The organism is Ottowia massiliensis, from assembly GCF_900240305.1.
Lineage (GTDB): Bacteria > Pseudomonadota > Gammaproteobacteria > Burkholderiales > Burkholderiaceae_C > Ottowia > Ottowia massiliensis.
The window spans coordinates 2,658,134-2,681,740 of record NZ_LT964854.1 but is presented as its reverse complement, the minus strand read 5'-3'; the positions used below and the strand labels follow the sequence as shown (position 1 = coordinate 2,681,740).

Sequence of the window (23,607 nt, the reverse complement as noted above, 5' to 3'; positions counted from 1 at the left end):
GTTCCTCCGCCTGCCTGGCTCGCCCCGTTTGCCTGTTGCGCCCGCCGCCGGGCAGGCTCCCGTTCATGAAACAAATCGCGCTTGACATCGCACTGGCTCCCGCGCCCACGCTGGAGGGTTTTGCGGGCCGTCTCAATCAGGAGGTCGTGCAGTTTCTGGCGCAGTGGTGCGCGGCGGGCCGCCAGCGCTCGCCCGTGCCGGTGTATCTGTGGGGCGAGGCGGGCAGCGGCAAAACGCACCTGCTGCGCGCTGCGCGGCATGCCTTGCAGCAGCAGGGCGAGCCTTGCGGCTGGCTGGACGCGGCCTCGCCCGCCGATGCGCCGTTTGAGGGCAGCTGGCGCGCGGCGCTGATGGACGACGTGCAGCTTTACGCCACCGGCCAGCAGCACACCGCCTTCAACTGGTTCATCAACGCCATGACGCCCGCCGACGGCCAGCCGCCGCGCGCCGTGCTGGCCGCCGGCAGCCTGCCGCCGACTGATTTGCCGCTGCGCGAAGACTTGCGCTCGCGCCTGGGCTGGGGGCACGTGTTCCAGCTTCACGCGCCCACGGAGGGCGAGTGCCGCGCGCTGCTGCAACAGGCCGCCGCCCAGCGCGGCCTTGCGCTGGGCGAGGGCGTGACCGATTACGTGCTCACCCGCTTTTCGCGCGACATGGGCAGTCTCATGCGCCTGCTCGAGCGCCTGGACCGCTACAGCCTGCAAACGCGGCGGGCTGTGACCATTCCGCTCATCAAGGCCATGCTGGAGGAAGGGGCCTGAGGGCGTTTTGCCGCCCTGCCGCCGCCCTTGCCGCCGCCCGTTGCGCCTTTTCCCCTGAAACCCCATGAAACTGGCTCTTTTCGACCTTGACTACACCTTGCTGCCGCTGGACTCCGACCACGCCTGGGGCGAGTTCACCACCCGCATCGGCTGGACGGAGGGCGAAGCCTTCCGGCAGAAAAACGAAGCCTTCTACGCGCAATACAAGGCGGGCACGCTCGATATTCACGAATACGTGCGCTTTTCCACCGCCGCCGTGCGCCGCCAGGGGCCGGAGGCGGCCGCGCGCGCGCATGCGCAGTTCATGCGCGAAGTCATCGCCCCGGCCATCCGCCCGCAGGCGCTGGCGCTGATCGAGCAGCACCGCCGGGCGGGCGAGGCCGTGGCCATCGTCACCGCCACCAACGAATTCATCACCCGCCCCATTGCCCACGCGCTGGGCGTGGACGAGCTGATTGCCATCAACCTGGAGCGCGGCCCCGGCGGCTGGTTCACGGGCGAAATCGAGGGCACGCCGTCTTTTCGCGAAGGAAAAATCACCCGCGTGGGCCAGTGGCTGGCCGCGCGCGGCCTGGGCTGGGCCGATGCGGACGCCACCTTCTACAGCGACTCCATCAACGACTTGCCCCTGCTTGAAAAAGTGCAGCGCCCCGTGGCCGCCAACCCCGATGCGCGCCTGCGCCCCATCGCGCTGGAGCGCGGCTGGCCCGTGCTGGAGCTGTTTGGAGCGCAGCCATGATTCGCGAACTGCTCGACAAACTCACGGGCCGCCGCAAAAGCCGCTTTGGCAAGCGCGTGGAAATCGGCCCGGCCACGCACCGCATTGACCTGTCGCTGGTCGATGGCCGCGCCATCAGCGTGGTCAGCACACTCAAAAACGCGGGGTACGAGGCCTACATCGTCGGCGGCGCCGTGCGCGACTTGCTGCTGGGCCTGCGCCCCAAAGACTTTGACGTGGCCACCAACGCCACGCCCGAGCAGGTCAAGGCGCTGTTCCGGCGCGCCTTCATCATCGGGCGGCGCTTTCGCATCGTGCACGTGGTTTTCGGGCGCGGGCGCGAGCACGAAGTGATCGAAGTTTCCACCTTCCGCGCTCACCTGGACAGCGCTGACGCCGAGCACGTCAGCGGCAACGAGCGCACCGCCAAAAGCCAGCTTGCGGGCGTGAAACACGCCGTGGATGCCTCCGGCCGCGTGCTGCGCGACAACGTGTGGGGGCCGCAGCACGAAGACGCCGCCCGGCGCGACTTCAGCATCAACGCCATGTACTACGACCCGCAAAGCCAAATCGTGGTGGACTACCACAACGGCTTTGCCGACGCGCAAAAGCGCGTGCTGCGCATGATTGGCGACGCCGCCGCGCGCTACCGCGAAGACCCCGTGCGCATCATCCGCGCCACGCGCTTTGCCGCCAAGCTCGCGCACCTGGGCTTCAAGCTCGACGCCAAAACCAGCCGCCCGCTCGCCGCCCTCAAGGGCCTGCTGGCCGACGTGCCCCAAAGCCGCCTGTTTGACGAAATGCTCAAGCTGCTGCAAACCGGCCACGGCCAGGCCAGCGTGGAGCAGCTCAAAAAACTCGGCCTGGCCCAGGGCATCTACCCCCTGCTGGATTTGGCCGTGCAGCGCGCGCAAGAGCCTTTCATGGCCGCCGCCCTGCAAGACACCGACCGCCGCGTGGCCGAAGGCAAGCCCGTCGCCCCCAGCTTCTTGCTCGCCTGCCTGCTCTGGCAAGACGTGCGCGCCCTTTGGCAGCAGCGCACCGCGCAAGGCGAACACACGCACCCCGCCCTGCAAGCGGCCATTGACGAAGTGTTTGACGCCCGCATCGGCGACGTATCCGGCCGGGGCCGGCTGGCCGCCGACATGCGCGAAATCTGGATGATGCAGCCGCGCTTTGAAAAACGCACCGGCGCCAGCTGCCACACCCTGGCAGAGCAGCCGCGCTTTCGCGCCGGGCTGGACTTTTTGCAGCTGCGCGCCGCCAATGGCGAAGTGCCCGAAATGCTGGCCGACTGGTGGACGCAATTCGCCCAGTCTGGCCAGGGCGTGCGCGAAGACCTCATCGCCCAGGCCCGCGCCGAGCAGCAGCGCGCCCCGCGCAGCAAGGCGCGCAAGCCCAAAGCCGCCGCGCCTGCGGCCAGCCCGGCCAGTCCTGCTGATTCCGCCAGCCCAGGCCCCGCTGCGGCAGGCGAAGCCGCCCTGCCGCAGGCTGCCCCAGCCGACGGCGCCGCCCCGGCCAAAAAACGCCGCCGCCGCCGCAAACCCGCAGGCGGCGCGCCTGAAACCGCCAGTGCGCCAGCGGCCCATGCGACGCCGTCCCGCCAGCCGCCCGCTGCGGAATGAGATGAGCAAGGACATGGACGCCGCCGCTCACACGGCCTACATCGCCCTGGGCGGCAATCTGGGCGACGCCGCCGCCACCGTGCGCCGCGCCTTCGCCGCCCTGGCCGCCCTGCCGCAAACGCGGCTGCTCGCCGCCTCCAGCCTCTACCGCAGCGCCCCCGTGGACGCCAGCGGCCCCGACTCCATCAACGCCGCCGCCAGCGTGGCCACCGGCCTGCCCCCGCTGCAATTGCTCGCCGCCCTCCAGGCCATCGAAACCGCCGAAGGCCGCCAGCGCCCCTGGCGCAACGCCCCGCGCACGCTCGATCTGGATTTGCTCCTCTACGGCCAGCAGCGCCTTGACACCCCGCGCCTGACCCTGCCGCACCCGCGCATGCTGCAACGCGCCTTCGTGCTCTGGCCGCTGGCCGAAATCGCCCCCGCACTGGTTCCCCCCGAAGCGCTGGCCGCCGTGGCCGGGCAGGCCATCGAGCGGCTGCCTTGAGAGAGCCTGCTGGCGCGCCTGCACGCGCGCCCGCTTGCGGCGTGTCTGCGGGCGGGTTCTGGCGCGCCCGCGCTTGCCGGAGCCGCCCGGCGGCATCAAAAACAGAAGCAAATTCAAGGGGGTGGAAATGCCATTCTGCGCAATTTCCACTAGGACCTATTGCTATGGATAAAGGAGCGAAAAAGGGAAGAGCGCAGAAAGGAATGAGCAAGGCCATGAAGGTCTGCCGCGTTTTGGCGCCATGAAGTGCAAGACGGCGGCTGCGCCATCAGGCTGCGTTCAGGGCGCCACGGGCAGCTCTTGGGCGCAGGCTGGCAGCCACAGCGCGCCGGCCTGCACGCTGGCGGCGGCGCGCACGGCATTGACGCAGGCGCGGGCCACGGCTTCGGCGGCCAGCGCGGCCAGCACATTCAGCCCCGGGCCGGGGGCGGGGGCCTGCCCGGTGGCCAGGGCAAAGAGGGTGTCGCCATCAGCGCAGGTATGCACGGGGTTGATGGCGCGGGCCAGCCCGTCGTGCCCGGCGGTGGCCAGGCGGCAGGCGCCGGCTTTGTCCAGGGCGGCGTCGGTGGCGATGACGCCAATGGTGGTATTGCGCCCGGTCAGCAGGGCCGCAGGCGGCTCGCCCGCCAGCAGGGCGCGGGCGGTGTCGCGCAGCGCCGCGCCATCAGCGGTGCGGGCGCCGGCCAGCAGGCGGCCCTGGGCGTCGCGCACATCGCCCAGGGCATTGACGGCAACGAGCGCGCCCACGGTCACGCCGTCCAGCGTGACAGAGGCGGCGCCAATGCCGCCTTTCATGGCGCAGCCCATGCCGAACATCTTGCCGACGGTAGCGCCCGCGCCCGCGCCGACGTTGCCTTCGGCCAGCGCCCCGCGCTCCAGGCTGGCCTGGCAGGCGGCGTAGCCAGCGGCGGCATCAGGGCAGACGGGCGGCTGCCGGGCGGGGTCTGCGCCGACGTGCAGGTCAAACAGCACGGCGGCGGGCACGATGGGCACGCGGGCGGGCGTTTCAGGGCTGCCCGCATCCAGCCCCAAGCCCTGCCCGTGCAGCCAGCGCATCACGCCGCCGGCTGCATCCAGCCCCCAGGCGCTGCCGCCAGACAGCAGCACGGCATGCACCACGCTGACGGTGTTGGCGGGGGCGAGCAGGTCGGTCTCGCGCGTGCCGGGCGCGGCGCCGCGCACATCCACTCCGCCTACAGCGCCGGGACGGGCGATGACCACACTGCACCCGGTGGGGCGGCGCGTGTCGGTGAAGTGGCCCGCGCTGATGCCGCGCACCCGGGTGATGCAGCCGGGAAACCGCTCAGGCATGGCGGCGTTTTCAGCTGGGCAGGTTGGCCAGCTGCATCCAGGTTTCCGCCACGCTGTCGGGGTTGAGCGAGAGCGAGACGATGCCTTGCTGAACCAGCCAGCGGGCGAAGTCGGGGTGGTCGCTGGGGCCTTGTCCGCAGATGCCGATGTATTTGCCTTGCGCGCGGCAGGCCTTGATGACGCGGGCGATCAGGGCCTTGACGGCGGGGTCGCGCTCGTCGAAGTCGGCGGCCAGCAGTTCCATGCCGCTGTCGCGGTCCAGCCCCAGGGTGAGCTGGGTGAGGTCGTTGGAGCCGATGGAAAAGCCGTCGAAGTATTCGAGGAACTCGTCGGCCAGCACGGCGTTGCTGGGGATTTCGCACATCATGATGAGCTTCAGGCCGTTGCTGCCGCGTTTGAGCCCGTGTTCGGCCAGCAAGGCGGTGACGCGCTCGGCCTGGCCCAGGGTGCGCACGAAGGGCGCCATCACTTGCACGTTGGTCAGGCCCATGTCGTCGCGCACGCGCTTGAGGGCTTCGCATTCCATGGCGAAGGCGGGGCCGAAGTCTTCGCTGATGTAGCGGGCCGCGCCGCGAAAGCCGAGCATGGGGTTTTCTTCTTCCGGCTCGTAGCGGCTGCCGCCGATGAGCTTGCGGTATTCGTTGCTCTTGAAGTCTGACAGGCGCACGATGACGGGCTTGGGCCAGAAGGCGGCGGCGATGGTGGCCACGCCTTCGGCCACTTTGTCCACGTAGAAGGCGCGGGGGCTGGCGTGGCCGCGCGCCACGCTTTCCACGGCTTTTTTCAGGTCGGCATCCACTTGCGGGTAGTCCAGGATGGCCTTGGGGTGCACGCCAATGTTGTTGTTGATGATGAATTCCAGCCGCGCCAGGCCCACGCCGTCGTTGGGCAGCTGGGCGAAATCAAAGGCCAGCTGCGGGTTGCCCACGTTCATCATGATCTTGGCGCCGATGGCGGGCATGGCGCCGCGCTGCACTTCGCTCACTTCGGTTTCGAGCAGGCCGTCGTAAATGCGGCCCGTGTCGCCTTCGGCGCAGCTGACGGTCACGAGCGTGCCATCCTTGAGCGCCTCCGTGGCGTTGCCCGCGCCGACAACGGCCGGGATGCCCAGCTCGCGCGCGATGATGGCCGCGTGGCAGGTGCGCCCGCCCCGGTTGGTGACGATGGCGCTGGCGCGCTTCATCACCGGCTCCCAGTTGGGGTCGGTCATGTCGGTCACCAGCACGTCGCCGGGCTGCACGCGCTCCATTTCGCTGGTGTCGCGCACCAGGCGCACGGGGCCGGCGCCGATTTTCTGGCCGATGGCGCGGCCTTCGGCCAGCACGGCGCCCTTGTTTTTGAGGCGGTAGCGCTGCTCGGTTTTGCCCTGCTGCTGGCTTTTCACGGTTTCGGGGCGCGCCTGAAGGATGTAGAGCTGGCCGTCCGTGCCGTCTTTGCCCCATTCGATGTCCATCGGGCGGCCATAGTGCTGCTCGATCACCAGCGCGTAGCGGGCCAGCTGCTCCACTTCGGCGTCGGTGAGGCTGTAGCGGTTGCGCTGCTCGGCGGGCACGTCCACGGTTTGCACCAGGCGGCCCGTGGCGGCTTTTTCTTCCGGCGTGGCAAACACCATCTGAATGAGCTTGCTGCCCAGGTTGCGGCGGATGAGGGCCTGCTTGCCCGCTTGCAGCATGGGCTTGTGCACATAGAACTCGTCGGGGTTCACCGCGCCTTGCACCACCGTCTCGCCCAGGCCGTAGCTGGAGGTGATGAACACCACCTGGTCAAAGCCGCTTTCGGTGTCGATGGTGAACATCACGCCCGCTGCGCCCTGGTCGGAGCGCACCATGCGCTGCACGCCCGCCGACAGGGCCACGTGCTCGTGCGCGAAGCCCTTGTGCACGCGGTAGCTGATGGCGCGGTCGTTGTAGAGGCTGGCAAACACCTCTTTCATCTTCTCCAGCACCTGCTCGATGCCCGCCACGTTCAGAAAGGTTTCCTGCTGGCCGGCAAACGAGGCGTCGGGCAAATCCTCCGCCGTGGCCGAAGAGCGCACGGCAAAGCAGGCCTGCGCGTTGCCCGCGCTCAATGCGTCAAAGGCATCGCGGATGGCCTTTTCCAGATCAGCCGGAAAAGGCTGCTCCTGCACCCAGCGGCGGATTTCGGCGCCCGCATCGGCCAGCGCGCGCACGTCTTCCGTGTTCAGCGAGGCCAGCCGCTGGCGGATGCGCTCATCCAGCCCGCCGTAGGCCAGAAACTGGCGAAAGGCGTGCGCCGTGGTGGCAAAGCCCGTGGGCACGCGCACGCCTTGCGGCAATTGCGAAATCATCTCGCCCAGGCTGGCGTTCTTGCCACCGACGGCCTCGACATCGCTCATTCGCAGTTTTTCAAAAGGCACGACCAAGGCGGCCGCATCAAAAAGTGCAGACATGGGAAAAGCTCCAAGAGTTTGAAAAACGGTGCGCATGGCCTGCGGCCAGGCAGCGGCCAGACTGAGGCCGGGGCTGGCCCAAGGCGGCAAGGCTTGAAGTGCGGGCGGCAGGCGGCATGCGTGGGAAGGCAGCGGCGGGGCGGAAAGCGGCAGCGCCATCGCTGCGCCGCTGTGCTCATTGATTGGCTCCGGATTCTAGGCGGCGCGAGCCGCTTTCCGTGAACGGGTTTGCACCTAAAGGCTAAAGGCGAGAATCAGGGCGCGCGCAAAATCAGCGCCCGCCCCGTGGGCATAATCCGCCGCGCGCCGGCTGGCGCGCCGTGTTATTGCGCGTGATTCAAGCCGTTTTGTGATTTGCCATTTTGTTATTTGAACAGGGAGAAATCGTGAAATTCATGACCAGAGCAGCCCTGCTGCTGACGGCCTTGCTGGCCATTTTCCTGACCGCCTGCTCCGGCCCCAAAAACACGCCTGACGGCGTGGCCGTGGCCTTCATTGAACGCAGCTACAAGGGCGATGTGAACGGCGCCATGAGCCTGGTTCACCTGCCCGACAGCTCCAAGCCTGGCAAAACCGAAATGGCGCAAGGCAAGATGAAAGCCATGATCGCCAAGGCCAGGGAAAAGGCCGAAAGCCAGGGCGGCATGGAAGAAATCACCGTGCAGTCCAGCGAAATCGACGCGGACGATCCCAACCGCGCCCGCGTGGCCCTGAAAGTGCGCTTCAAACAAGGCGAAGGCATGGAAAAAGTGCGCCTCATTCAGGTGGAAGGCAAATGGAAAATATTTGCCAGCGCCGGATTCTGAAATTCATCAGGCCAGCGCAAGCGAAATGAAACGCGGCAGCCAGAAACGGGAGCGGAAAAATTCGGCTCCCGTTTTTGCATGGCGCGCTGAAAATCAATCAGAAAATCTGGCTGAATATGCGCATGCAAATCACGCGGGCCAGACTGGCCGCCCTGGCGCTAAGCGCGCTGGCCTTGTTCGCCCTGGCTGCTCTGACAGGCAGCAACCCGCTGCGGCCAGCGGCTCCGCCTGTGCCCCTGCCGCCTGCCCGCGCGCTCCAGCCGGGCGACTGGGTTTTTCGCAGCGGCACTTCGGCTGACAGCCGCCTGATCCAGCGCCTGAGCGGCGGCGCCTACTCGCACATCGGCATCGTCATCCAGACAGCGCCGCAAGTGCTGGTGGCCCATGCCACAACAGATGACGACCCGGCCCGCCCCGACCAGGTGCTCATCACGCCCCTGGCCGACTTTGCAGCCGCCGGGCGTGCTACTGCCGTAGCCGTGGCCCGCCCGCGCTTTCTCACCGCCGCGCAGCGCGCCGCCGCCGCCCGCCACGCCGCCGCCCGCGCGGGCCAGCCCTTTCGCCTGACGGCTGAAGGCGATCGCCCGCTGTATTGCACGACGCTGGTGCTCGAAGCCGTGCGCCAGCAGGTTCCGGGCTTTGCGCCTGCCTGGCAGGCTGTGGACGTTCCCGTTTTCGGCGGCCGCTACCTTTTCCCGCAAGCCTTCGCACTGGCCGACGTGGAATGGATCGCCGCCTCGCCCCCGCAAGCGCAGAGCCAGGCAGCCGCGCCCTGATTCAAAGTCTGTCCCAAACCTGCCTGTGCCTTCGCTCCCGCGCGGCAGGCCGTCAATCACGCCTTCCGGCCATCGCCCCAAAGCGCCTGCGAGGCAGAGCGTTAAAGCGGATAAGACTAGCTCCTATATCAATAGCATGAGGTCCTAGTGAAACGGGCGCAAAAGCCGTTTTCAAGCCCTGAAATTTGCTCCTGTCTTTGACACGGCAAACCATTACCCTGCCTCTGGCGGTTTCTTTCCGCTACTGACGCCAAACTGAAACCACGCATGTCCTGCCAAGTTATTGCCGCGCCTGCCAGAACCTGACCCAAACTGAGCGCGCCAGTTCTGGCCCTTGTGCAGTCGCTGCCCGTGCAGGCGCAGCCAAACAGGCGACAGGTGTGGTCTAACCAGGACTGCACGGAAAGCACGCAAAACTTGGCCGACAAAATGGCGGGTGGCTGCCGGGTAGTCATCAACCGCACCACATGGCGCTGGGGGCTGGTGTCGCCTGAACAACGCGTGGGCGGACCTAAGCCTGAAAAGCGCGCCCGGCTCTCTGCGCGCTGCGCCGGACAGGCCACGCCTACCATCGCCACCGGGCAGGCGTTTCATGGAGAAAATATTCAAAGCGCTGCATCGCAAAAGGCGATGAGAAATATGGGAGGAAGTTTGCTCGGTTCCATTCCAAACCCCAGCGTTTCTGAACCTGATTGTGGATGCTGATTTCTATGATGGCGAATGCGTTTTATTCATCGGCTGCATTGTAAATGACGTTGTTTGCGGTGTTGCACTTAACTTCGCCCCCTTTTCTGCTAAAAAGATTTGATGGCGCATTGGACCTTGTGCTTGATGTAATTCTGCATTTTGCCATCATAGCGGGATCCTTCGTTTTTATGTGGTACGTATTCCCGGTTCGTACGGAAAAAGTAATTTTTTACTTTGGGTTTTGGGTGTAGTTTTAGAAAAAATCATCTGATCATATTTGTCGAGGAAAACGATGGTGGGTGGCAAAATGCAATTTGCTACAGCGCAGCGGGCCGGTCGAGACTTGGTCAGACAGTAGAATACGGAAATGAACAATATGGATCTAAAATTTTCTGTTTTAATGACGCAAGCTCTGTCAGAGTGGCCGCAGCAGTTGGATTTCCAGCTTTTCCACGTGAATAAAGATATGAGTAATTATTCGGTTAAAGGGCTGGGCATGATGGCCGACAATATAGCCGATAAATATATAAATCATGAGCTGGAAGTTATTTATAGGCATCTGCACTTGGCCATGGAAATTGAATTGCATAAAGTTGCCAAGTATGTCGTGAAAATGAGCACGCGCAACCTGCGTTTAGAGTTGGTGCGCATAAAATTTGAATCTTTCTTGCTTGAAATAAAAAATGGTATCAATGATTGTGGATGGGGCGATCCAGATCTAAAAATAATTGACGCATATTTCAGGGTCAATGGTCCAAATTGAATTGCGAAAATGAGAGTGGCAGAGTCTGCGGCAAGAGCAATACAGCCATGACGCAAGGCAACCTCATCAAAGAAGCCGGAGCAGGCTGGGAAAGAAACTGGCACTACAACAATCAAGGACAGTGCAGAAAACCTCACTATCCAATACCGCTACAACTCCTTTGGCCGAAAAATTGCCAAGACTGTCACGCAAGGCGCAACAAGCCGCACCACCTACTACATCAACGGCGAAAGCGCGCTGATAGCCGAAGCCGATGAAGAAGGCCGGATCACCAGGGCGTATGGATTCAATCCCCCACACGCAGCAAGCCAGAACCAACGAGGAGGATGAAGACGCAGAAGAAGGTCTATGGAGCACCGACCCCATCTGGCAGGCGGACTTGAACGGCAAAACCAGCCTGAAAGAAGCCAGCTACCACTACCTGATCACTGACCATCTGGGAGTGCCCGTATTGGCGCTGAACAAGGTGGGCGAGACGACGTGGAAAGCGAACTACGAGGCTTTCGGCAAGGCCATAATCAATCCGGCCTCGACGGCGCAAATCAACCTGAAGCTGCCGGAGTAGTATTTTGATGCGGAAACGGACTTGCACCAGAACTGGGACAGGAATTGCAGCGCAAGCATTGGCAGGTATATGCAGGCGAATTCGATTGGGCTGGCGGGCGGGATAAATCGTTATGTCTATGCAAATGGAAACTCGCTGGTAATAATTGATCCAGGAAGACGGCATTCTATTGTAATACCAGTGCCAGGCGTTATAGGCATAGGCGGCGATTCAACAGTTTTTATGGGGGGTGCTATTGCTGTTGGAATTGTAGGCGCTAGCGCTTTATCCTCATGGTTAGATATATAAATCCATGGTTACAACCTTTGATTAGCAAGAGAATTGACTGCTGCATGGATCTAGGTGGAAGGAGTCTAGAAGAATGTTTACGGCACTGTGATATAGCATCCAATTATCAGGTGCATATTCGCCGTAACATCAAGACAAACCGTGAAAGAAACCTATACTATTAGCAGGCAATGGAATCGTATGGAAAATGTTAGGTTCATTGTAGGGAAGGAATCCAGAATGAGTAATGGTGTATCTATATTTCTGCGTCGCAAGCTATTCTTTGGAAATCCGAAAAACAAGGATAGCATGATGATAACTATAGAAATATCAAAGCCTCATAAGAAGGATTTTGATGTGGCATGCAAGGTTTATATAAAGGGGTATAGAGAGAAGATGCATGAAATTTTTGGGGTTGATGATATTGATGCCATCAAAAATGCATGCCTTTTTGTTGAAAAAATATTCGAGGGAAATGATGATGTATACTGGTCAGATGGATCTCGTTATAGATGAGGATGCCCTTGATAACAACATGCCTGTTATGTGTGCAAATATAGAAGTTTTAAGATCAATGAATATATCTGTGCCGTAAGGAAGCGTCGTGCCCTTTATAATTAATGATGCGTCTAGGTATTTCAGATCTGTCCCTGGGAATTTTTAGCCCCGACGATATCTGGAATGTTATAATTGATATTAATGAATGGCGCATATGGTGCCCTCGCAAATCGATCTGAATTTTTAATGAATGTGAACGTTGAGATCGTGAAATGAATGCAATAATATGGTTTTGTTCTTTGTGTTTGTACGTTGCTGGAGCATATATATCTATTGCCACTGGGAGAGGAGTGTATTTCTTTGCATTTTTTGTACTTGCTTGGCTCGTTTGTTATGGGAGATATTTTTTCCATAAACATGAGATAGATGACGAAAGGCATGATAAAAATACATAATGTTGCCATTCGATTGGAGAACAACAAACCAAAAGAAGAATTACCAAGATCGTCATGCTAGGCGGCACAAGCCGTACGGTCTACTACATCAACGGCGAAAGCGCGCTGATGGCCGAAGCTGATGAGGAAGGCCGGATCACCAGGGCGTATGGATTCAACCCCCACACGCAGCAAGCCAGAACAAACGAGGAGGGCGAAGACGCAAAAGAAGGTCTATAGAGCACGGATCCCATTTGGCAGGCGGAGTTGAACGGCAAAACCAGCCTGAAAGAAGCCGACGACAGACTATCTGGAAACCTCCCTCTTGGCGCTAAATAAAGCGGGATAGACAACATGGAAGGCGACCTGCGAGGCCTTTGGTAAAGCCAGAATCCACCTGGCCGCGACGGCGCAAATCAACCTGAGGCTGCCGGGGCAATACTTTGATGCGGAAACGGGGCTGCGCCAGAACTGGAATCAGGACTATGCGCCAGGCATTGGCAGGTATATACAGGCGGATCCGATTGGGCTGATAGGGGATGAATGTTTACCAGTATGCCCGTGGAAATCCGATGGCATTCTATGACTCACTGGGGAAAATTGTACTGCCAATTACCATAGGATTTTGTGGAATAGCAGGTGGATTTATTAAGTAAAACTATGATACACTTAATAAAATACACGGGGCTGGACCTCGTTCTAGCCATAGGATGGCATTTTAAAATAGTTTTGTTGGCAGCGTTACTTGCAGAGCTTTTGGCGCAGCCATTACAGATGTATTAAACCAAACTTGTCTTTTTATTGTTCCTGCTATCCATTATTTTCGCGAGGCATCACGGGAATGCTTTCGATGATTTCAGAATCAGCTGTTTGTGGTTGTTGATGGAGCTGTTTGTCATGATTACTTTTTTTACTCCTGATGAAATATATCTCAATTTCGATTGCGTCAAGCCGACGGATGAAGAAATCGGGCTGGATTTCATCAGGAAAATTGATGTTCAGGAATTTTATTAATGACAAGTGCAGGCAATTGAATGTGGTCATATTTTCGCACGATGCAGAATACGTGTTTTTATATGAAAAGATGCGTGACAGGTTCTCATGAGTCTTCGCGTTTTTGGCGGCAACGGTGATTTCAGGTGGGCCAAATATCTCCTGACGCAAGCGCAAATGGAGAAATATTTCCTCATTGTCTCCTGCTATCTTGTGAAAGCCAAACGTTAAAAATAGCGTTTGGCTTGTTGCAGAAAGCTGTTCTCCATGCCAGCCATTCAGGACCAAATAGATCAGCGCTCCTCTTGATTGTGCCAACAAGGCCGAAGGTCATTGCCGTCATCTTATCTGAGCAATCCGTGGCCGCCTCATAAAGTCCGACCAATAGGACGCTTCCGCCTTTCTGTAGCCGTCAGATTTGCCCCTCATTTAATAGCTGGTTGGCCTCACGTCCAGGGTTGGCATGGATAGGAGCCCCTTCATGACGCCAGAAATAATGCTTGGAACTAATTTTCTATCTTTGGAGATAAGGGTATTAATGGAAATGAAAATTCGGAATGTGGATGCAACCGAGGCAATAATTATCTTGTACGCGGATAAAAACTTTGGCTTATTCTGCAAGGAAGCCTTGCTATTTGCAGACGGATGGCCACGTCATATAAGAAAAAAGTATGGGAATGCAATGGTTTTTACCGAAAAGGAGGCGTATAATATAGAATCGTTAAGATTCACGGGAGTGCGCGGAAATTCATTTATTGAAAAGTTGTTTTATTTCATGAATTTGAATTGGAAGGTGGAGGTTGTTCTTGAAAAGATGAACTTTAACATAGAGGAACTGAAAGATGCGATTATGGATACGTTTGATAAGAATTTTGTCTTTGGCGATGATGCCCAGTTTGATGCTGAAGCGCTTAGGTGCATCAAACGTGAGATAATGAATGCGGAAACGTTGACGGATATATTTGATGCCATGAAGATTTCTAGTGATCAGCTAGGAAATGATCCTTCACTCGGAGAAAATTTATTGAGCGAAGGTCTGTATTAAATTTACGGCATTATCCCGGCTTGCTTATATTTGCTCCTTATTCAATAGCATGATGTCCTAGTGGAACGTGCGCGAAAGCCGTTTTTAGCCCTTTCAGATTCGCTCCTGTTTTTGACTCGGCAGCCCCTCACCCCGCCACTGCCAGTCTCTGCCTGCTGCTGACGCCAAACTGAAGCCCTTCACGCCCTGCAATGTTTTTGCCGCGCCCGCCAAAGTCTTGCCTTCGCTGACAGTGCCCGCGTACTGACCTTGGCGTCGTTGCTGGTGCAACAGCTGGGGCAAGCGCAGCAAAGTCAGAGGCAAGTAAGCCTGCCCACCAGGACTGCACGGAAAGCACACAAGAACTGGCCGGCGGTTGAGCTGAGTCCATCATCGCCATCGGCGTGTTGCCGCACCTACCAGTGAGTCACGGTAGCGGCAGGCAAAGCCAGCACGGCGAAAGACTGCCATGCGGCGTTGGTCGCAGGCCCGATAAGTGAGGGCAGGTAACTTGAACGGAAAATCAGCCTGAATGGGAGAGACGAGGTGAAGAGCCAGATGTGGCGTCTTCGGCAAGGCCAGAATCAATCCGGCTTCAATGGCGCAAACCAATTTGAGGCTGCCGGGGACACAGTACTTTGATGCAGAAACGGGGCTGCATCAGAACTGGAGCAGGGGCTATGCGCCGGGTCTGGGCGATACATACAGACTGATCCGATCGGGCTGGCGGGATGAATTAATGTTTGCTTATACGTTAATAAAAATCCGAAAGACATATTGGCGATACTGCGAATCTATTTTTGGATTTGGCAACTTTCGTTAGTGTTCAACGAGGAGTCACTCTTGAAGAGGCCATTGAAAGAGAAAAATAACAAGAACAGTAAAACAGAAGACGATAAGAGACTGTATTGGATATTCCCCAATGAGAATTGGTGCAAGAGAAAAAGAAATCGTAAAAAATAAGGAATGAATAACGGCATTGAAATCTAAAGCAGGCGGATTTTTACTAGGTTTGGGTGCAGGTATATTTGGGACGGGCCAACCCGGCTGGACGCTGGTTTATGTCAAGAATAGCGACAGGCATTGCGGCTTTTACAGTAATAGGGCCCTGTTCGGGGTGACTCACCTCCATGCTTCCGTGAAGAGTAATGAGAACTGTGATTGCAGAATGGGTTTATAAATGACGCTGATTGAATTATTGTTTTTCATATTTCATATGTTTATATGGTGGTTAATCTTTGGTTTTTAAGAGAGTCCTTTTGGTGGCCGTTTGCATTAATCATTTCTATTCCGTGTCTTATTTGTATTTTGATAATTCTTCATTGGCGAACTCTGGTGCCAGACATTGTTTGCTGGATCAGGAGGATGATAAACAGGAACAAATAATATCTTGAAATAAACCATATATAATATGCTTGTCTTAAAAAATTGTGCTGAAGTTGCATTATATACATGCAACGTGCGCCTGCCAACAAGTATGTGTCCAGATTATCTGATTAATCTGGATCCACGATGCGATTTACATTGACGAGATTTGGTCATGATGCACAAGAAGATAATATGCTCCGCTGCAATTGCCTGCCTGGTTCCATCGTTCTGGTTTCTTTTGCTTCATATGGGCATTTTTTCATGGATAATGATGTCCTTGCTGTGGTTTTGCATGATGATTGCCGGATTTCTGATTGGAAATTTGCATGGGCGATATTTATATATTTTTATCATTTGCATATCAATTCTTTTCGCCGTGACAAATGTTCTGGGCAATTTTTCTTTTGGCCGCGAGACTGATTTTCCTGGCGTTTCCGGAGGGAGGATTGTTTTCGTGTATTGTCTGTTTTTCGGATTTCTTGAAATGTGCGCAGGCGTGATGTGTTGTAGGGCGTATGATTTTTTGACTGCCAAATATATCAATGCCACAAGAATATAGGGATGGAATATCTAAATCATTGCATAGCCAGGCCGGAGCAGGCCGAGAAAGGCAACTGCGCTACAACGCGGCGGGCAGACCGAGCGAAAAATTGGATGGGGCATGGCTTTCTCGTGACGGAGTGTCATATTATGAGGCATTAAAGCCATGAGAACTGCCGCTGACAATGATGATTGCGATTGGTTGACATGAAAAAATACAAAATGTACCGCAGGTGGATGCTGAATGCCGTGAAAAATGAGCTTGTTCCAAGGCTCGGGGAGCAGGAATTTGAGCGCGTGTTTTTAAAGGGAGAAGAGAAAAAGCAATTGGAGCAATTTTATCCATTCGGGAAATTTCAAAGGTTCAGGGGAGATGTTGTTGATATTCTTGAGATTCAATTTCCGCAATATGGATATCCAGAGTTTCGCATTAGTGCGGGCACGGTTGCGAAGAGCGGGTATGAACATCAGATTTTTGGACATATCGCAGCAAAGGATGTATGGGTTGGATATTTGATTCCCTATTATTCTTTTTATGCGATACCGTTTACAGGAAGATGGTTTTCCGTTCCTTTTTATTCTTTCCGCAAGTTAAATGAGGAAGATTTTTCTGCCTATGTCAGAAAAATCAGTGCCGCATTGGTAAATGAAATAAATGAGGCCTTGATTCACGATAGGAGAGGAAAACATACAAGAAAATGTGGTTGAGGGCTTGCTTGACCATATTGATTGGACTGTCTGACTGAGCGGCTCTTGGCTGCGCCAGCCATGCCGAAGGCCACTGCCGCTTTCTTGTCTGACCAAGCCGTGCCGCCTCATGCAGTCCATCCAGAAAGGGCGCTGCCGCCTTTCTGTAGCCTTCTATTTGCTCCTCATTCAATAGCATGAGGTCCTAGCAGGAACTGCGCAAGCGCGGTTTTTGCCCCGTCAAATTAGCTCCTGTTTCTGATGTTCCGGGAGTCCATTCAGCCCGCAAGAAAGCGGTCTGTTTGCGCGAGCTGCTGTTGTTTGGCCGCGAGGAGCGGCGGATCGGGCTGAGCTGCAAGGCGCAGATTGCAGGCCATCCGAGTCCGCCTGTTCACAGCTGCGGTTATGGCGTGAATTAAGCAAGCGATAGCCCCGCCTTGCGCATTTGGCGTTGTTGCGCGCGATGATTTCTGGCCGCCTATCGCCATGAAAGCAGTGCCCCATTGGGCCAGCGGTGCGCATGCGCCTGCTGCTGGGCTGCCTTGATTTCGGTTTTTTTGGCGGCCTGGCTGTTTTCTTCGTTTTTCCGCCTTGGGCGCTTTCTTTTCCCGGCCAGGGGCTTGCGGCGCGAAGGGGCGCGTGACACTTGCTGACATTTGTTTGTCTGCTGGAGATGTTGATGCCCGCTCTGTTTTTGCGCCGCCCTGGTTCTTCTTGTGTTTTGGCCCGCTTGCGCCCGGGCTGGTTTCATGCCCTGGCTTGCGCGGCCGCGCTGGCTTGCGCTGCATCAGCCGTATCGGCCGCAGAGCAGGCTCGCGCGGCAGAGCCTGAACAAGGCAAGGAAAAAGAGCGCACGCTGGAGGCCATCACCGTCACGGGCGAGCGCATCGAGCGCAGCTTGCGCGACACGGCTTCCTCTGTTTCCAAGATGGACGCGCAGGATGTCGAGGCGCAGCCGGGGCGCTCTTCGGTGCAGGAGGCGCTGGAACACGTGCCCAACGTGGTGTTTGCGGGCACGGTTTCCGCGCCGGTGATTCGCGGGCAAGACGCGCAGGGGCCGATTTTTGGCGCGAGCGCCTTTTTGGGCGGCACGGTGCCGCGCGCCACCATCAATGTGGACGGGCGCTACCTGAGCTATAACGAGCTGGTGTTTGGCGCCGAGCCGCTGTGGGATGTGGAAAGCATCGAGGTGTTTCGCGGCCCGCAGACGGTTTCGCAAGGGGCCAACAGCATTGCCGGGGCCGTTGTGGTGCACACCAAGGAGCCGACGTTTCACCGTGAAGGCGCGGCGCAGGTATCCGCTGGCGGCATGCGCGCGCGGCGCGCTTCGGCGGTGATTTCCGGGCCGCTGGTGTCCAACGAGCTGGCCGCGCGCCTGGCGGTGGATGCCAGCCAGCGCGACACCTTCATTCACTACGTGAACCCGCGCTTTGCCAAGGGCGACACGGATCAGGACTTCGAGTCGCGCAGCGCCCGCCTGAAGCTGCTGTGGCAGCCTGCCGCCTTGCGCCAGCTCACGGCGCGGCTGGCGCTCACGCACACGCAAGGCAGCCGCCCCACGAACGAATCGGCCAATGCGCCTTACAGCCGGTACGACAGCCTGACGCTGGCCATGCCCAGCTTCAGGCAGTGGAACAACGGCGTGGTGGCTGATGTGGCCTGGCGTTTTGCCAATGACCTGACGCTCTCGCACCGCGCCAGCTTCTCGCACCTGAATGTGCGGCGCGTGGCCGAGCCGTTTTCCAACGGCGGCGCACTCATCACGCTCAAAACCGTCACGCACGAAACCAAGCTGGACTTTGGCGATGCCCAGTCCGTCTGGCGCGGCGCGGCGGGCCTGTTCGTGAACCACGCGCGTTCGGACGACTTGCTCTACACGCGCGGCATCTCCCGGTTTGACGACCGCAAGCGCAATCTGGGCCTGTATGGCGAGCTGAGCCGCCGCCTGGGCGCAGATGGGCGCTGGCTGCTCACGGGCGGGCTGCGCTACCAGAGCGACCACATCCGCCGCAGCGGCAAAACGCCTTTTTCCCGCGCGCCGATGGCGTATGACCAGCGCTTTCACGCCGTGCTGCCCAAGCTCTCGCTGGCATATGACCTCTCGCGCACGGCCACGGTGGGCGCGCTGGTGAGCAAGGGCTACAACCCCGGCGGCGCGGGCGTGAGCTTCGCGCGATCGCGCACGTACAGCTTTGACGCTGAAACGCTGTGGAACTACGAGCTGTTTGGCCGCGCCAGCTTGCTGGGCGGGCGCATGCTGCTCACGGGCAACGTGTTTTTCAGCGACTTGCGCCACTCCCAGCGCCTGCTGCCCGACTATCTCAATGGGCGCCTGTATGGCGCGGTGGTGGTCAATGCCGACCGCGCCCGCGCCCGTGGGCTGGAAGTGTCGGCCGATTGGCAGGCCAACGCCCGCTGGCGCCTCAAAGCCGCGCTGGGGCTGCTGCACACGCGCATTTCGCGCTTTCAGGCCACGGGCGGGCAGCTGCTGCAAGGCAATGAATTTGGCCGCGCGCCGCGCCACACCCTCTCGCTCGGCGCCGAGTGGACGCCCACGCCCGGCCTGAACCTGGCGCTGGACGCGCGCCACACCGCGCGCTTTCACTCCGCCGACGACAACCTGCCCGGCTACGAAGTGGGCGGCCACACCGTCATCAACGCCCGCGCCAGCTGGCAGATCAACCGCCACGTGCAGCTTTTCGCCTGGGTGAACAACCTGGCCGACCGCGTTTTGCCCATCTGGATGCACGACGACCGCACGGCCGGCGGCATCGTCTCTTCCATGATGCCGCCCCGCCAGATTGGCGTGGGCGTGAAGGCGGAGTTTTGAGAATCTGTCCAAAGGTTATGTTCGTGGAAGCGATTGATGCGGACTCGGGCGCTCGTGGGCGTTGCAAACGCCTCGCCGGGTCAAAGCCTCAAACCCCGTCTGCAGTTTGCGCCTTGCACTGATCTGCCGCCACTGACGACCAGACTTTGAACAGGTTCTAGGGCCTGCTGAGAATTACCGAGATTGAATCACAGCCGAAGCCAGATAGATCGCTGCCTTGAAGCTGGCATCGGTCTTGTCACTGCGCATGGCTATGCGCTTGAACTCCTTGAGCTTGCCAAAGAAGTTTTCTATGAGGTGACGCCAGCGGTACATGTGCTCATCAATGGCCAAAGGCCGACGTCGATTGGATCTTTGCGAGATCACGATTGGCACGCCTTGTGCTTGCAATCGCTCTATCAGCCATTGAACATCAAACGCTTTGTCTGCCAGCAGCGCCTCAAACTTTTGGTTCCGGATCATCTCTTCGACTCCTTTGCTGTCATGCCGCTGGCATGGCATCAGAGCGAACTTGAGCAGATTGCCCAGCGCATCGCACAGGGCCAGTATCTTGGTGCTCACGCCCCCACGCGAGTGCCCTATGGCCTGGCTTTGAGTCCTGCGCCCTGGCCGTGACGGTGCACTTTCACGATCGTGGCATCGACCATGGCGTATTGCATATCCGGCTGGCCGCTGACGGCATCAAAGAGTTTTTGCCAGATATCGGCCTTGACCCAGTCACGAAAGCGTTTGAAAACGGGGTTGCATTTGCCGAATTTTTCAGGCAAATCNGTGGCATCGACCATGGCGTATTGCATATCCGGCTGGCCGCTGACGGCATCAAAGAGTTTTTGCCAGATATCGGCCTTGACCCAGTCACGAAAGCGTTTGAAAACGGTGTTGCATTTGCCGAATTCTTCAGGCAAATCGCGCCAGGGGCTGCCTGTGCGCACGATCCACAGCACGGCCTCTACAAACAAACGGTTGTCCGTGCCTCTTGGCCCTGCATCGCCAGGTTTGCCCAGGCAGTGCGGGGCCATCAGTGCCCACTGCTTGTCGCTCAATACTCTTCTTTCCATGGCGGGATTGCAGCATAAGAGGGGACTCTCAACAGGTCCTAGACTGGTCACGTATTAGCCCATGAACTGGTGGCGATGCTGGGCATCACGTTCGCGTAAATCATGGCTCCATGAATTTGTTAAAGCCTACTCAAGGTGTATTTTATGGCGATCCAATTGATGTTGTAGAAGAAGCATGGCGCAATGCAAGGCGCCTAGGGATTAAACCAATCAATATTAGAGGAAGAGATTATTATATCGTACCTAGGTCAAATGCGGGTTATGCCGGCGGCATGGGTGGATAGTTAGAAAGCCTAGATTTTGTTACTATCATAACGGAGGCTGGAACCTCTAGAATAGTAACCGGCCTCCCTTCAGGAGGCATTGCACCGCTTCCTGTTGGTTATGAATTTTTTATGAAGAGGCATAAGTAATGAATATCGTAAATTTTGGGCAATGTCCTGCATGCAGGCAAGGCACTTTAGTTGCCGTAAAATGCATTGATAATAATCAGTTGCTCTTGATGTGTGATGACTGTGAATCTCAGTGGCCATCACCGGAAGCCGCGAGAACATTTACTGGTTCTCTTCAAGAAGAATGCCATAATATTATAGATGCCCAAATTGAAGATATAGTTTCTACAGGCTGGACAATTCCAGTGCAAGGCTGAAATCTTTCTTTTTTTTAAAGATAAAAAGGATCTGTTGGAAACTTAGTGATAATAAATCACTCCACAGATTTGCTGTGGGGAGGCTCATTGGTTCTCAATTTTCACGCTTTGAATCCTTTGCCTCTGAAAGGTGAAGAAATAGATATTGGCAAAATCAGGTAATGAGTAATTTACTATGGCAATAGGCTATTAGCTGCGTTTATTCGGCCGCAACGCGCGCGGGCTGAACTTGAGAGAGCAGATCGAGCGCATCCGCGCGCAAGCGCCTGCTGCGTCTGCAACGCCCATGCGGCCCTCAAAGCCAGCGCTGCCAGAGTGGGCCAGGCCGCAGGATTTGGCGCCAACTGTGGAAAACGCCAGAAGGCTGGGGCTGCCGGAGACAACTCGGCCTGCAGCAAGCCGCAGGCCTTCCGCTGAAAGGCCTGCAAACGAGCCGCCTGCCTTGACTCGCTATCTGGATCACGCAGGCCGGGCGGTCAATGCTGCTGTCAATGCCATTGCCGAGCCGGTGGCGATGGCCGTTGATCTGGGAATGGCTGGAGTGGGCGCTGCTTACACGGCAACCACGGGCAAGCCCGCAGACATGCCTTTCATCAGCTTCGCCAGCCAGGATGTCGTAGACGGAGCCACGGCGGCAGATTTGCTCAATGGCATGAATCCGGTCTATGGCCTGATGGTTACGGCGCATGAAATAGGGCGCGCCATTAGTTTCAATGACACCGGCGCTCTGGCGGAAATCGGCGGAGGAATGGTTGGGAGCATGGTTGGTTCGCGCCGAGTTGCCGCGCCAGTAACATTTAGACGTGCCGCAAATCAGGTGTCGCACACATTTAGGCATATAGATGCTGCTGGTCTTGACCGGATTGCTGTTCAAAATGCAGTGCGTTCGGACCTTTATCGCCTGGGTAATGCATTGCCGACCAATCCTTACAATGGGCAGGTAATTGTCAACGGAATAAGAATAGACTACGTGGCATATGCCCTTGAAGATGGAACATTGAATGTTGGAAGAATTACACCCCCGAGGTAACTGATGAGATTTATGAACGCATTAGAAATAGCATTCGTAACCTCCCTGCTCGAAAAGTCGTCTCTTAAATTGCTTGGCCACGAGGCACTATCACATATATACGTGGAAGATGCAGATGACGGCGGGATGGGAGGGCTGATTTTTATATCTGGCAAGCAAGGCAGAAAATTAGGAAGGGATATCGCATCGCGAGAGTTTACCGATCAAGATGGCACCAAGGTTATTGCGACCTTGAGTTTGGATAATTTTGGAGACCTGTACGAGCTTGATGTTTGGAAAACTGATTTTTCAAGGCTTTTGAGTTCCCCGCAAAATAACATATAACCGTGCTTCAAGAACGATCCAAGGGAAAACCTGTATGGTGACACATTATTTATAATTAGCGCATCCTTCATACATGGTATAGCTATCTTGGACGACCTATTAGCCAACCAGATTGAGCGCATCCGCGCGTAGGCACCCGCCGCGCCTGCAACGCCCCGGCCCTTAGAGGCAGCGTTGCTGCACTAGGCGGCCAGGCCGCAAGCGCTGGCTCTGGCGAACGTCAGAAGGCTGGGGTTGCTAAAAGCTGCGTGGCCTGAAATAAGCCAGAACTTTCCATTGAAATTTCATCGAACGAACCTCCTGCATTGGCTCGCTATCTGGATCATGCGTAGCCAATACCTATTTGGCCGCAGCCAGAGAAGCAGGGATCAATGTTCAGGCAAATATTCATGGTTTTAATGATCCATTACCTGATGAGTTTTATCTGACCAGACGCTTTGGCGATGCGAGAACCTGGGGGGGGAGGCTGTCCTGTATAGAATCAGAAGGCAGCGCCCTCCTGTTTTTGAAATTGACAATCCGAATGGTGCAGTCAGACGCCTGGTACTAAATGGAGGAAAGAATGAATAATTCAATAATAGGCGTGGATTTTTTTAAAACGGAGATATTGCCAGAATATTTTTCTTTTCCGCCTGATTTCGTTAATTTCATATCATTAAAAAAACCGCCTAATTTATTTCCATGGTGGCTTATGTGTCATTATCCGGGCACATCGGATGCTTGGCTCAAGTTACTCAGAAGAAGTTATCCGGCGCGGCAATTAATTCCTTTTGCCAAATATGATTATACAGATGACATTGCCTGCTTTGATGCAAGTTTACCTTCTAAAAATCCAAGCGTCTATTATATTCACATGTTTGCCACACCAGGCTGGGAAAATCGTGGAAATGTCATTGATTTTAATGCTTGGCTGCAAGCTGCTTTAGAAGATGCACGTCGCGATAAAGAAGACATGCAATAAATAAGGGGCTTAGGAAGCAAGCATGTGTTCAACGCACG

The 23,607-nt window shown here is 57.2% G+C and carries 25 protein-coding genes and 2 pseudogenes; 21 read left to right on the top strand and 6 right to left on the bottom strand.

The features are described from left to right. The first annotated feature begins 65 nt into the window (after positions 1-65). From hda to folK, 4 genes are all read left to right on the top strand, one after another. A complete protein-coding gene (gene hda, locus C1720_RS11875) occupies positions 66-761 on the top strand; it encodes a DnaA regulatory inactivator Hda (protein ID WP_102284349.1) in 696 nt (231 codons plus the stop codon). Between the two features lie 64 nt (positions 762-825). Next, on the top strand, positions 826-1,500 hold the full coding sequence (locus C1720_RS11870) for a histidinol-phosphatase (RefSeq protein ID WP_102284348.1): 675 nt from the start codon (positions 826-828) through the stop codon (positions 1,498-1,500). Continuing rightward, positions 1,497-3,104: a polynucleotide adenylyltransferase PcnB gene (gene pcnB / locus C1720_RS11865; RefSeq protein ID WP_102284347.1), complete on the top strand. Its 1,608-nt coding sequence runs from the start codon at positions 1,497-1,499 to the stop codon at positions 3,102-3,104. Before C1720_RS11870 ends, pcnB begins: the two co-directional genes overlap by 4 nt. Before the next feature lie 13 nt (positions 3,105-3,117). Then, positions 3,118-3,588 (top strand): 2-amino-4-hydroxy-6-hydroxymethyldihydropteridine diphosphokinase, encoded by a 471-nt coding sequence (folK, locus tag C1720_RS11860; protein WP_102284666.1) that lies wholly within the window; start codon positions 3,118-3,120, stop codon positions 3,586-3,588. A gap of 279 nt (positions 3,589-3,867) precedes the next feature. Here folK and C1720_RS11855 read toward each other — a convergent pair whose 3' ends face one another. Together C1720_RS11855 and ppsA are read right to left on the bottom strand one after the other, a co-directional pair. Continuing rightward, positions 3,868-4,899, bottom strand: a complete 1,032-nt coding sequence (locus tag C1720_RS11855) for a P1 family peptidase (RefSeq protein ID WP_102284346.1) — start codon at positions 4,897-4,899, stop codon at positions 3,868-3,870. 10 nt (positions 4,900-4,909) lie between these two features. Continuing rightward, complete coding sequence (gene ppsA, locus C1720_RS11850) at positions 4,910-7,309, bottom strand: phosphoenolpyruvate synthase (RefSeq protein ID WP_102284665.1); 2,400 nt, start codon at positions 7,307-7,309, stop codon at positions 4,910-4,912. Between the two features lie 395 nt (positions 7,310-7,704). On the opposite strand from ppsA, the gene C1720_RS11845 reads away from it, so the two are divergent. The 8 genes and pseudogenes from C1720_RS11845 to C1720_RS14650 all read left to right on the top strand — a co-directional run. Then, positions 7,705-8,115: a DUF4878 domain-containing protein gene (locus C1720_RS11845; RefSeq protein WP_102284345.1), complete on the top strand. Its 411-nt coding sequence runs from the start codon at positions 7,705-7,707 to the stop codon at positions 8,113-8,115. A gap of 122 nt (positions 8,116-8,237) precedes the next feature. Beyond that, positions 8,238-8,891: a YiiX/YebB-like N1pC/P60 family cysteine hydrolase gene (locus tag C1720_RS11840; protein ID WP_199171008.1), complete on the top strand. Its 654-nt coding sequence runs from the start codon at positions 8,238-8,240 to the stop codon at positions 8,889-8,891. A gap of 417 nt (positions 8,892-9,308) precedes the next feature. After that, on the top strand, positions 9,309-9,596 hold the full coding sequence (locus C1720_RS13360) for a hypothetical protein (protein ID WP_146007035.1): 288 nt from the start codon (positions 9,309-9,311) through the stop codon (positions 9,594-9,596). A 349-nt stretch (positions 9,597-9,945) separates the two neighbouring features. Next, positions 9,946-10,341, top strand: a complete 396-nt coding sequence (locus tag C1720_RS13355) for a hypothetical protein (protein WP_146007034.1) — start codon at positions 9,946-9,948, stop codon at positions 10,339-10,341. Between the two features lie 280 nt (positions 10,342-10,621). Continuing rightward, the gene (locus tag C1720_RS11825; protein ID WP_102284343.1) at positions 10,622-10,906 is read left to right on the top strand and encodes an RHS domain-containing protein; all 285 of its coding nucleotides are present in this window, start codon (positions 10,622-10,624) and stop codon (positions 10,904-10,906) included. A gap of 12 nt (positions 10,907-10,918) precedes the next feature. Continuing rightward, positions 10,919-11,194, top strand: a pseudogene (locus tag C1720_RS14655) (RHS repeat-associated core domain-containing protein); the annotation flags it as partial. A gap of 141 nt (positions 11,195-11,335) precedes the next feature. Further along, the gene (locus tag C1720_RS13350) at positions 11,336-11,689 is read left to right on the top strand and encodes a hypothetical protein (RefSeq protein WP_146007032.1); all 354 of its coding nucleotides are present in this window, start codon (positions 11,336-11,338) and stop codon (positions 11,687-11,689) included. Positions 11,690-12,490: 801 nt separating this feature from the next. Continuing rightward, a pseudogene (locus tag C1720_RS14650) lies at positions 12,491-12,691 on the top strand (RHS repeat-associated core domain-containing protein); the annotation flags it as partial. Between the two features lie 224 nt (positions 12,692-12,915). Here C1720_RS14650 and C1720_RS13345 read toward each other — a convergent pair. Continuing rightward, positions 12,916-13,419 (bottom strand): hypothetical protein, encoded by a 504-nt coding sequence (locus C1720_RS13345; RefSeq protein ID WP_146007031.1) that lies wholly within the window; start codon positions 13,417-13,419, stop codon positions 12,916-12,918. 160 nt (positions 13,420-13,579) lie between these two features. On the opposite strand from C1720_RS13345, the gene C1720_RS11810 reads away from it, so the two are divergent. The 3 genes from C1720_RS11810 to C1720_RS13335 all read left to right on the top strand — a co-directional run bounded on the left by C1720_RS11810 (position 13,580) and on the right by C1720_RS13335 (position 16,738). Continuing rightward, positions 13,580-14,143 carry a hypothetical protein gene (locus C1720_RS11810; protein ID WP_146007030.1) on the top strand — a complete coding sequence of 188 codons (564 nt, stop codon included), beginning with the start codon at positions 13,580-13,582 and terminating at the stop codon, positions 14,141-14,143. Between the two features lie 1,491 nt (positions 14,144-15,634). Next, on the top strand, positions 15,635-15,910 hold the full coding sequence (locus tag C1720_RS14050) for a hypothetical protein (protein WP_146007029.1): 276 nt from the start codon (positions 15,635-15,637) through the stop codon (positions 15,908-15,910). 318 nt (positions 15,911-16,228) lie between these two features. After that, complete coding sequence (locus C1720_RS13335; protein ID WP_146007028.1) at positions 16,229-16,738, top strand: hypothetical protein; 510 nt, start codon at positions 16,229-16,231, stop codon at positions 16,736-16,738. A 257-nt stretch (positions 16,739-16,995) separates the two neighbouring features. On the opposite strand, the gene C1720_RS13330 is transcribed toward C1720_RS13335, so the two are convergent. Beyond that, the gene (locus tag C1720_RS13330) at positions 16,996-17,373 is read right to left on the bottom strand and encodes a hypothetical protein (protein ID WP_146007027.1); all 378 of its coding nucleotides are present in this window, start codon (positions 17,371-17,373) and stop codon (positions 16,996-16,998) included. Between the two features lie 23 nt (positions 17,374-17,396). Here C1720_RS13330 and C1720_RS11790 point away from each other — a divergent pair, with 23 nt between their 5' ends. Continuing rightward, positions 17,397-19,547 (top strand): TonB-dependent receptor, encoded by a 2,151-nt coding sequence (locus tag C1720_RS11790; RefSeq protein ID WP_158241731.1) that lies wholly within the window; start codon positions 17,397-17,399, stop codon positions 19,545-19,547. A 174-nt stretch (positions 19,548-19,721) separates the two neighbouring features. On the opposite strand, the gene C1720_RS11785 is transcribed toward C1720_RS11790, so the two are convergent. Continuing rightward, the gene (locus C1720_RS11785) at positions 19,722-20,108 is read right to left on the bottom strand and encodes an IS5 family transposase (protein ID WP_233199890.1); all 387 of its coding nucleotides are present in this window, start codon (positions 20,106-20,108) and stop codon (positions 19,722-19,724) included. A gap of 17 nt (positions 20,109-20,125) precedes the next feature. Then, positions 20,126-20,605 carry a transposase gene (locus C1720_RS11780; RefSeq protein ID WP_102284337.1) on the bottom strand — a complete coding sequence of 160 codons (480 nt, stop codon included), beginning with the start codon at positions 20,603-20,605 and terminating at the stop codon, positions 20,126-20,128. 110 nt (positions 20,606-20,715) lie between these two features. Here C1720_RS11780 and C1720_RS13865 point away from each other — a divergent pair, with 110 nt between their 5' ends. The 5 genes from C1720_RS13865 to C1720_RS13310 all read left to right on the top strand — a co-directional run bounded on the left by C1720_RS13865 (position 20,716) and on the right by C1720_RS13310 (position 23,569). Further along, positions 20,716-20,889, top strand: a complete 174-nt coding sequence (locus C1720_RS13865; protein WP_158241730.1) for a hypothetical protein — start codon at positions 20,716-20,718, stop codon at positions 20,887-20,889. 128 nt (positions 20,890-21,017) lie between these two features. After that, positions 21,018-21,254, top strand: coding sequence for a hypothetical protein (locus tag C1720_RS13325; RefSeq protein WP_146007026.1), 237 nt, complete (start codon positions 21,018-21,020; stop codon positions 21,252-21,254). Positions 21,255-21,696: 442 nt separating this feature from the next. After that, positions 21,697-22,284: a hypothetical protein gene (locus C1720_RS13320; RefSeq protein WP_146007025.1), complete on the top strand. Its 588-nt coding sequence runs from the start codon at positions 21,697-21,699 to the stop codon at positions 22,282-22,284. A gap of 12 nt (positions 22,285-22,296) precedes the next feature. Then, positions 22,297-22,608: a DUF6984 family protein gene (locus C1720_RS13315; protein ID WP_146007024.1), complete on the top strand. Its 312-nt coding sequence runs from the start codon at positions 22,297-22,299 to the stop codon at positions 22,606-22,608. A 562-nt stretch (positions 22,609-23,170) separates the two neighbouring features. Beyond that, positions 23,171-23,569, top strand: coding sequence for an SMI1/KNR4 family protein (locus tag C1720_RS13310; protein WP_146007023.1), 399 nt, complete (start codon positions 23,171-23,173; stop codon positions 23,567-23,569). Positions 23,570-23,607 lie beyond the last annotated feature (38 nt).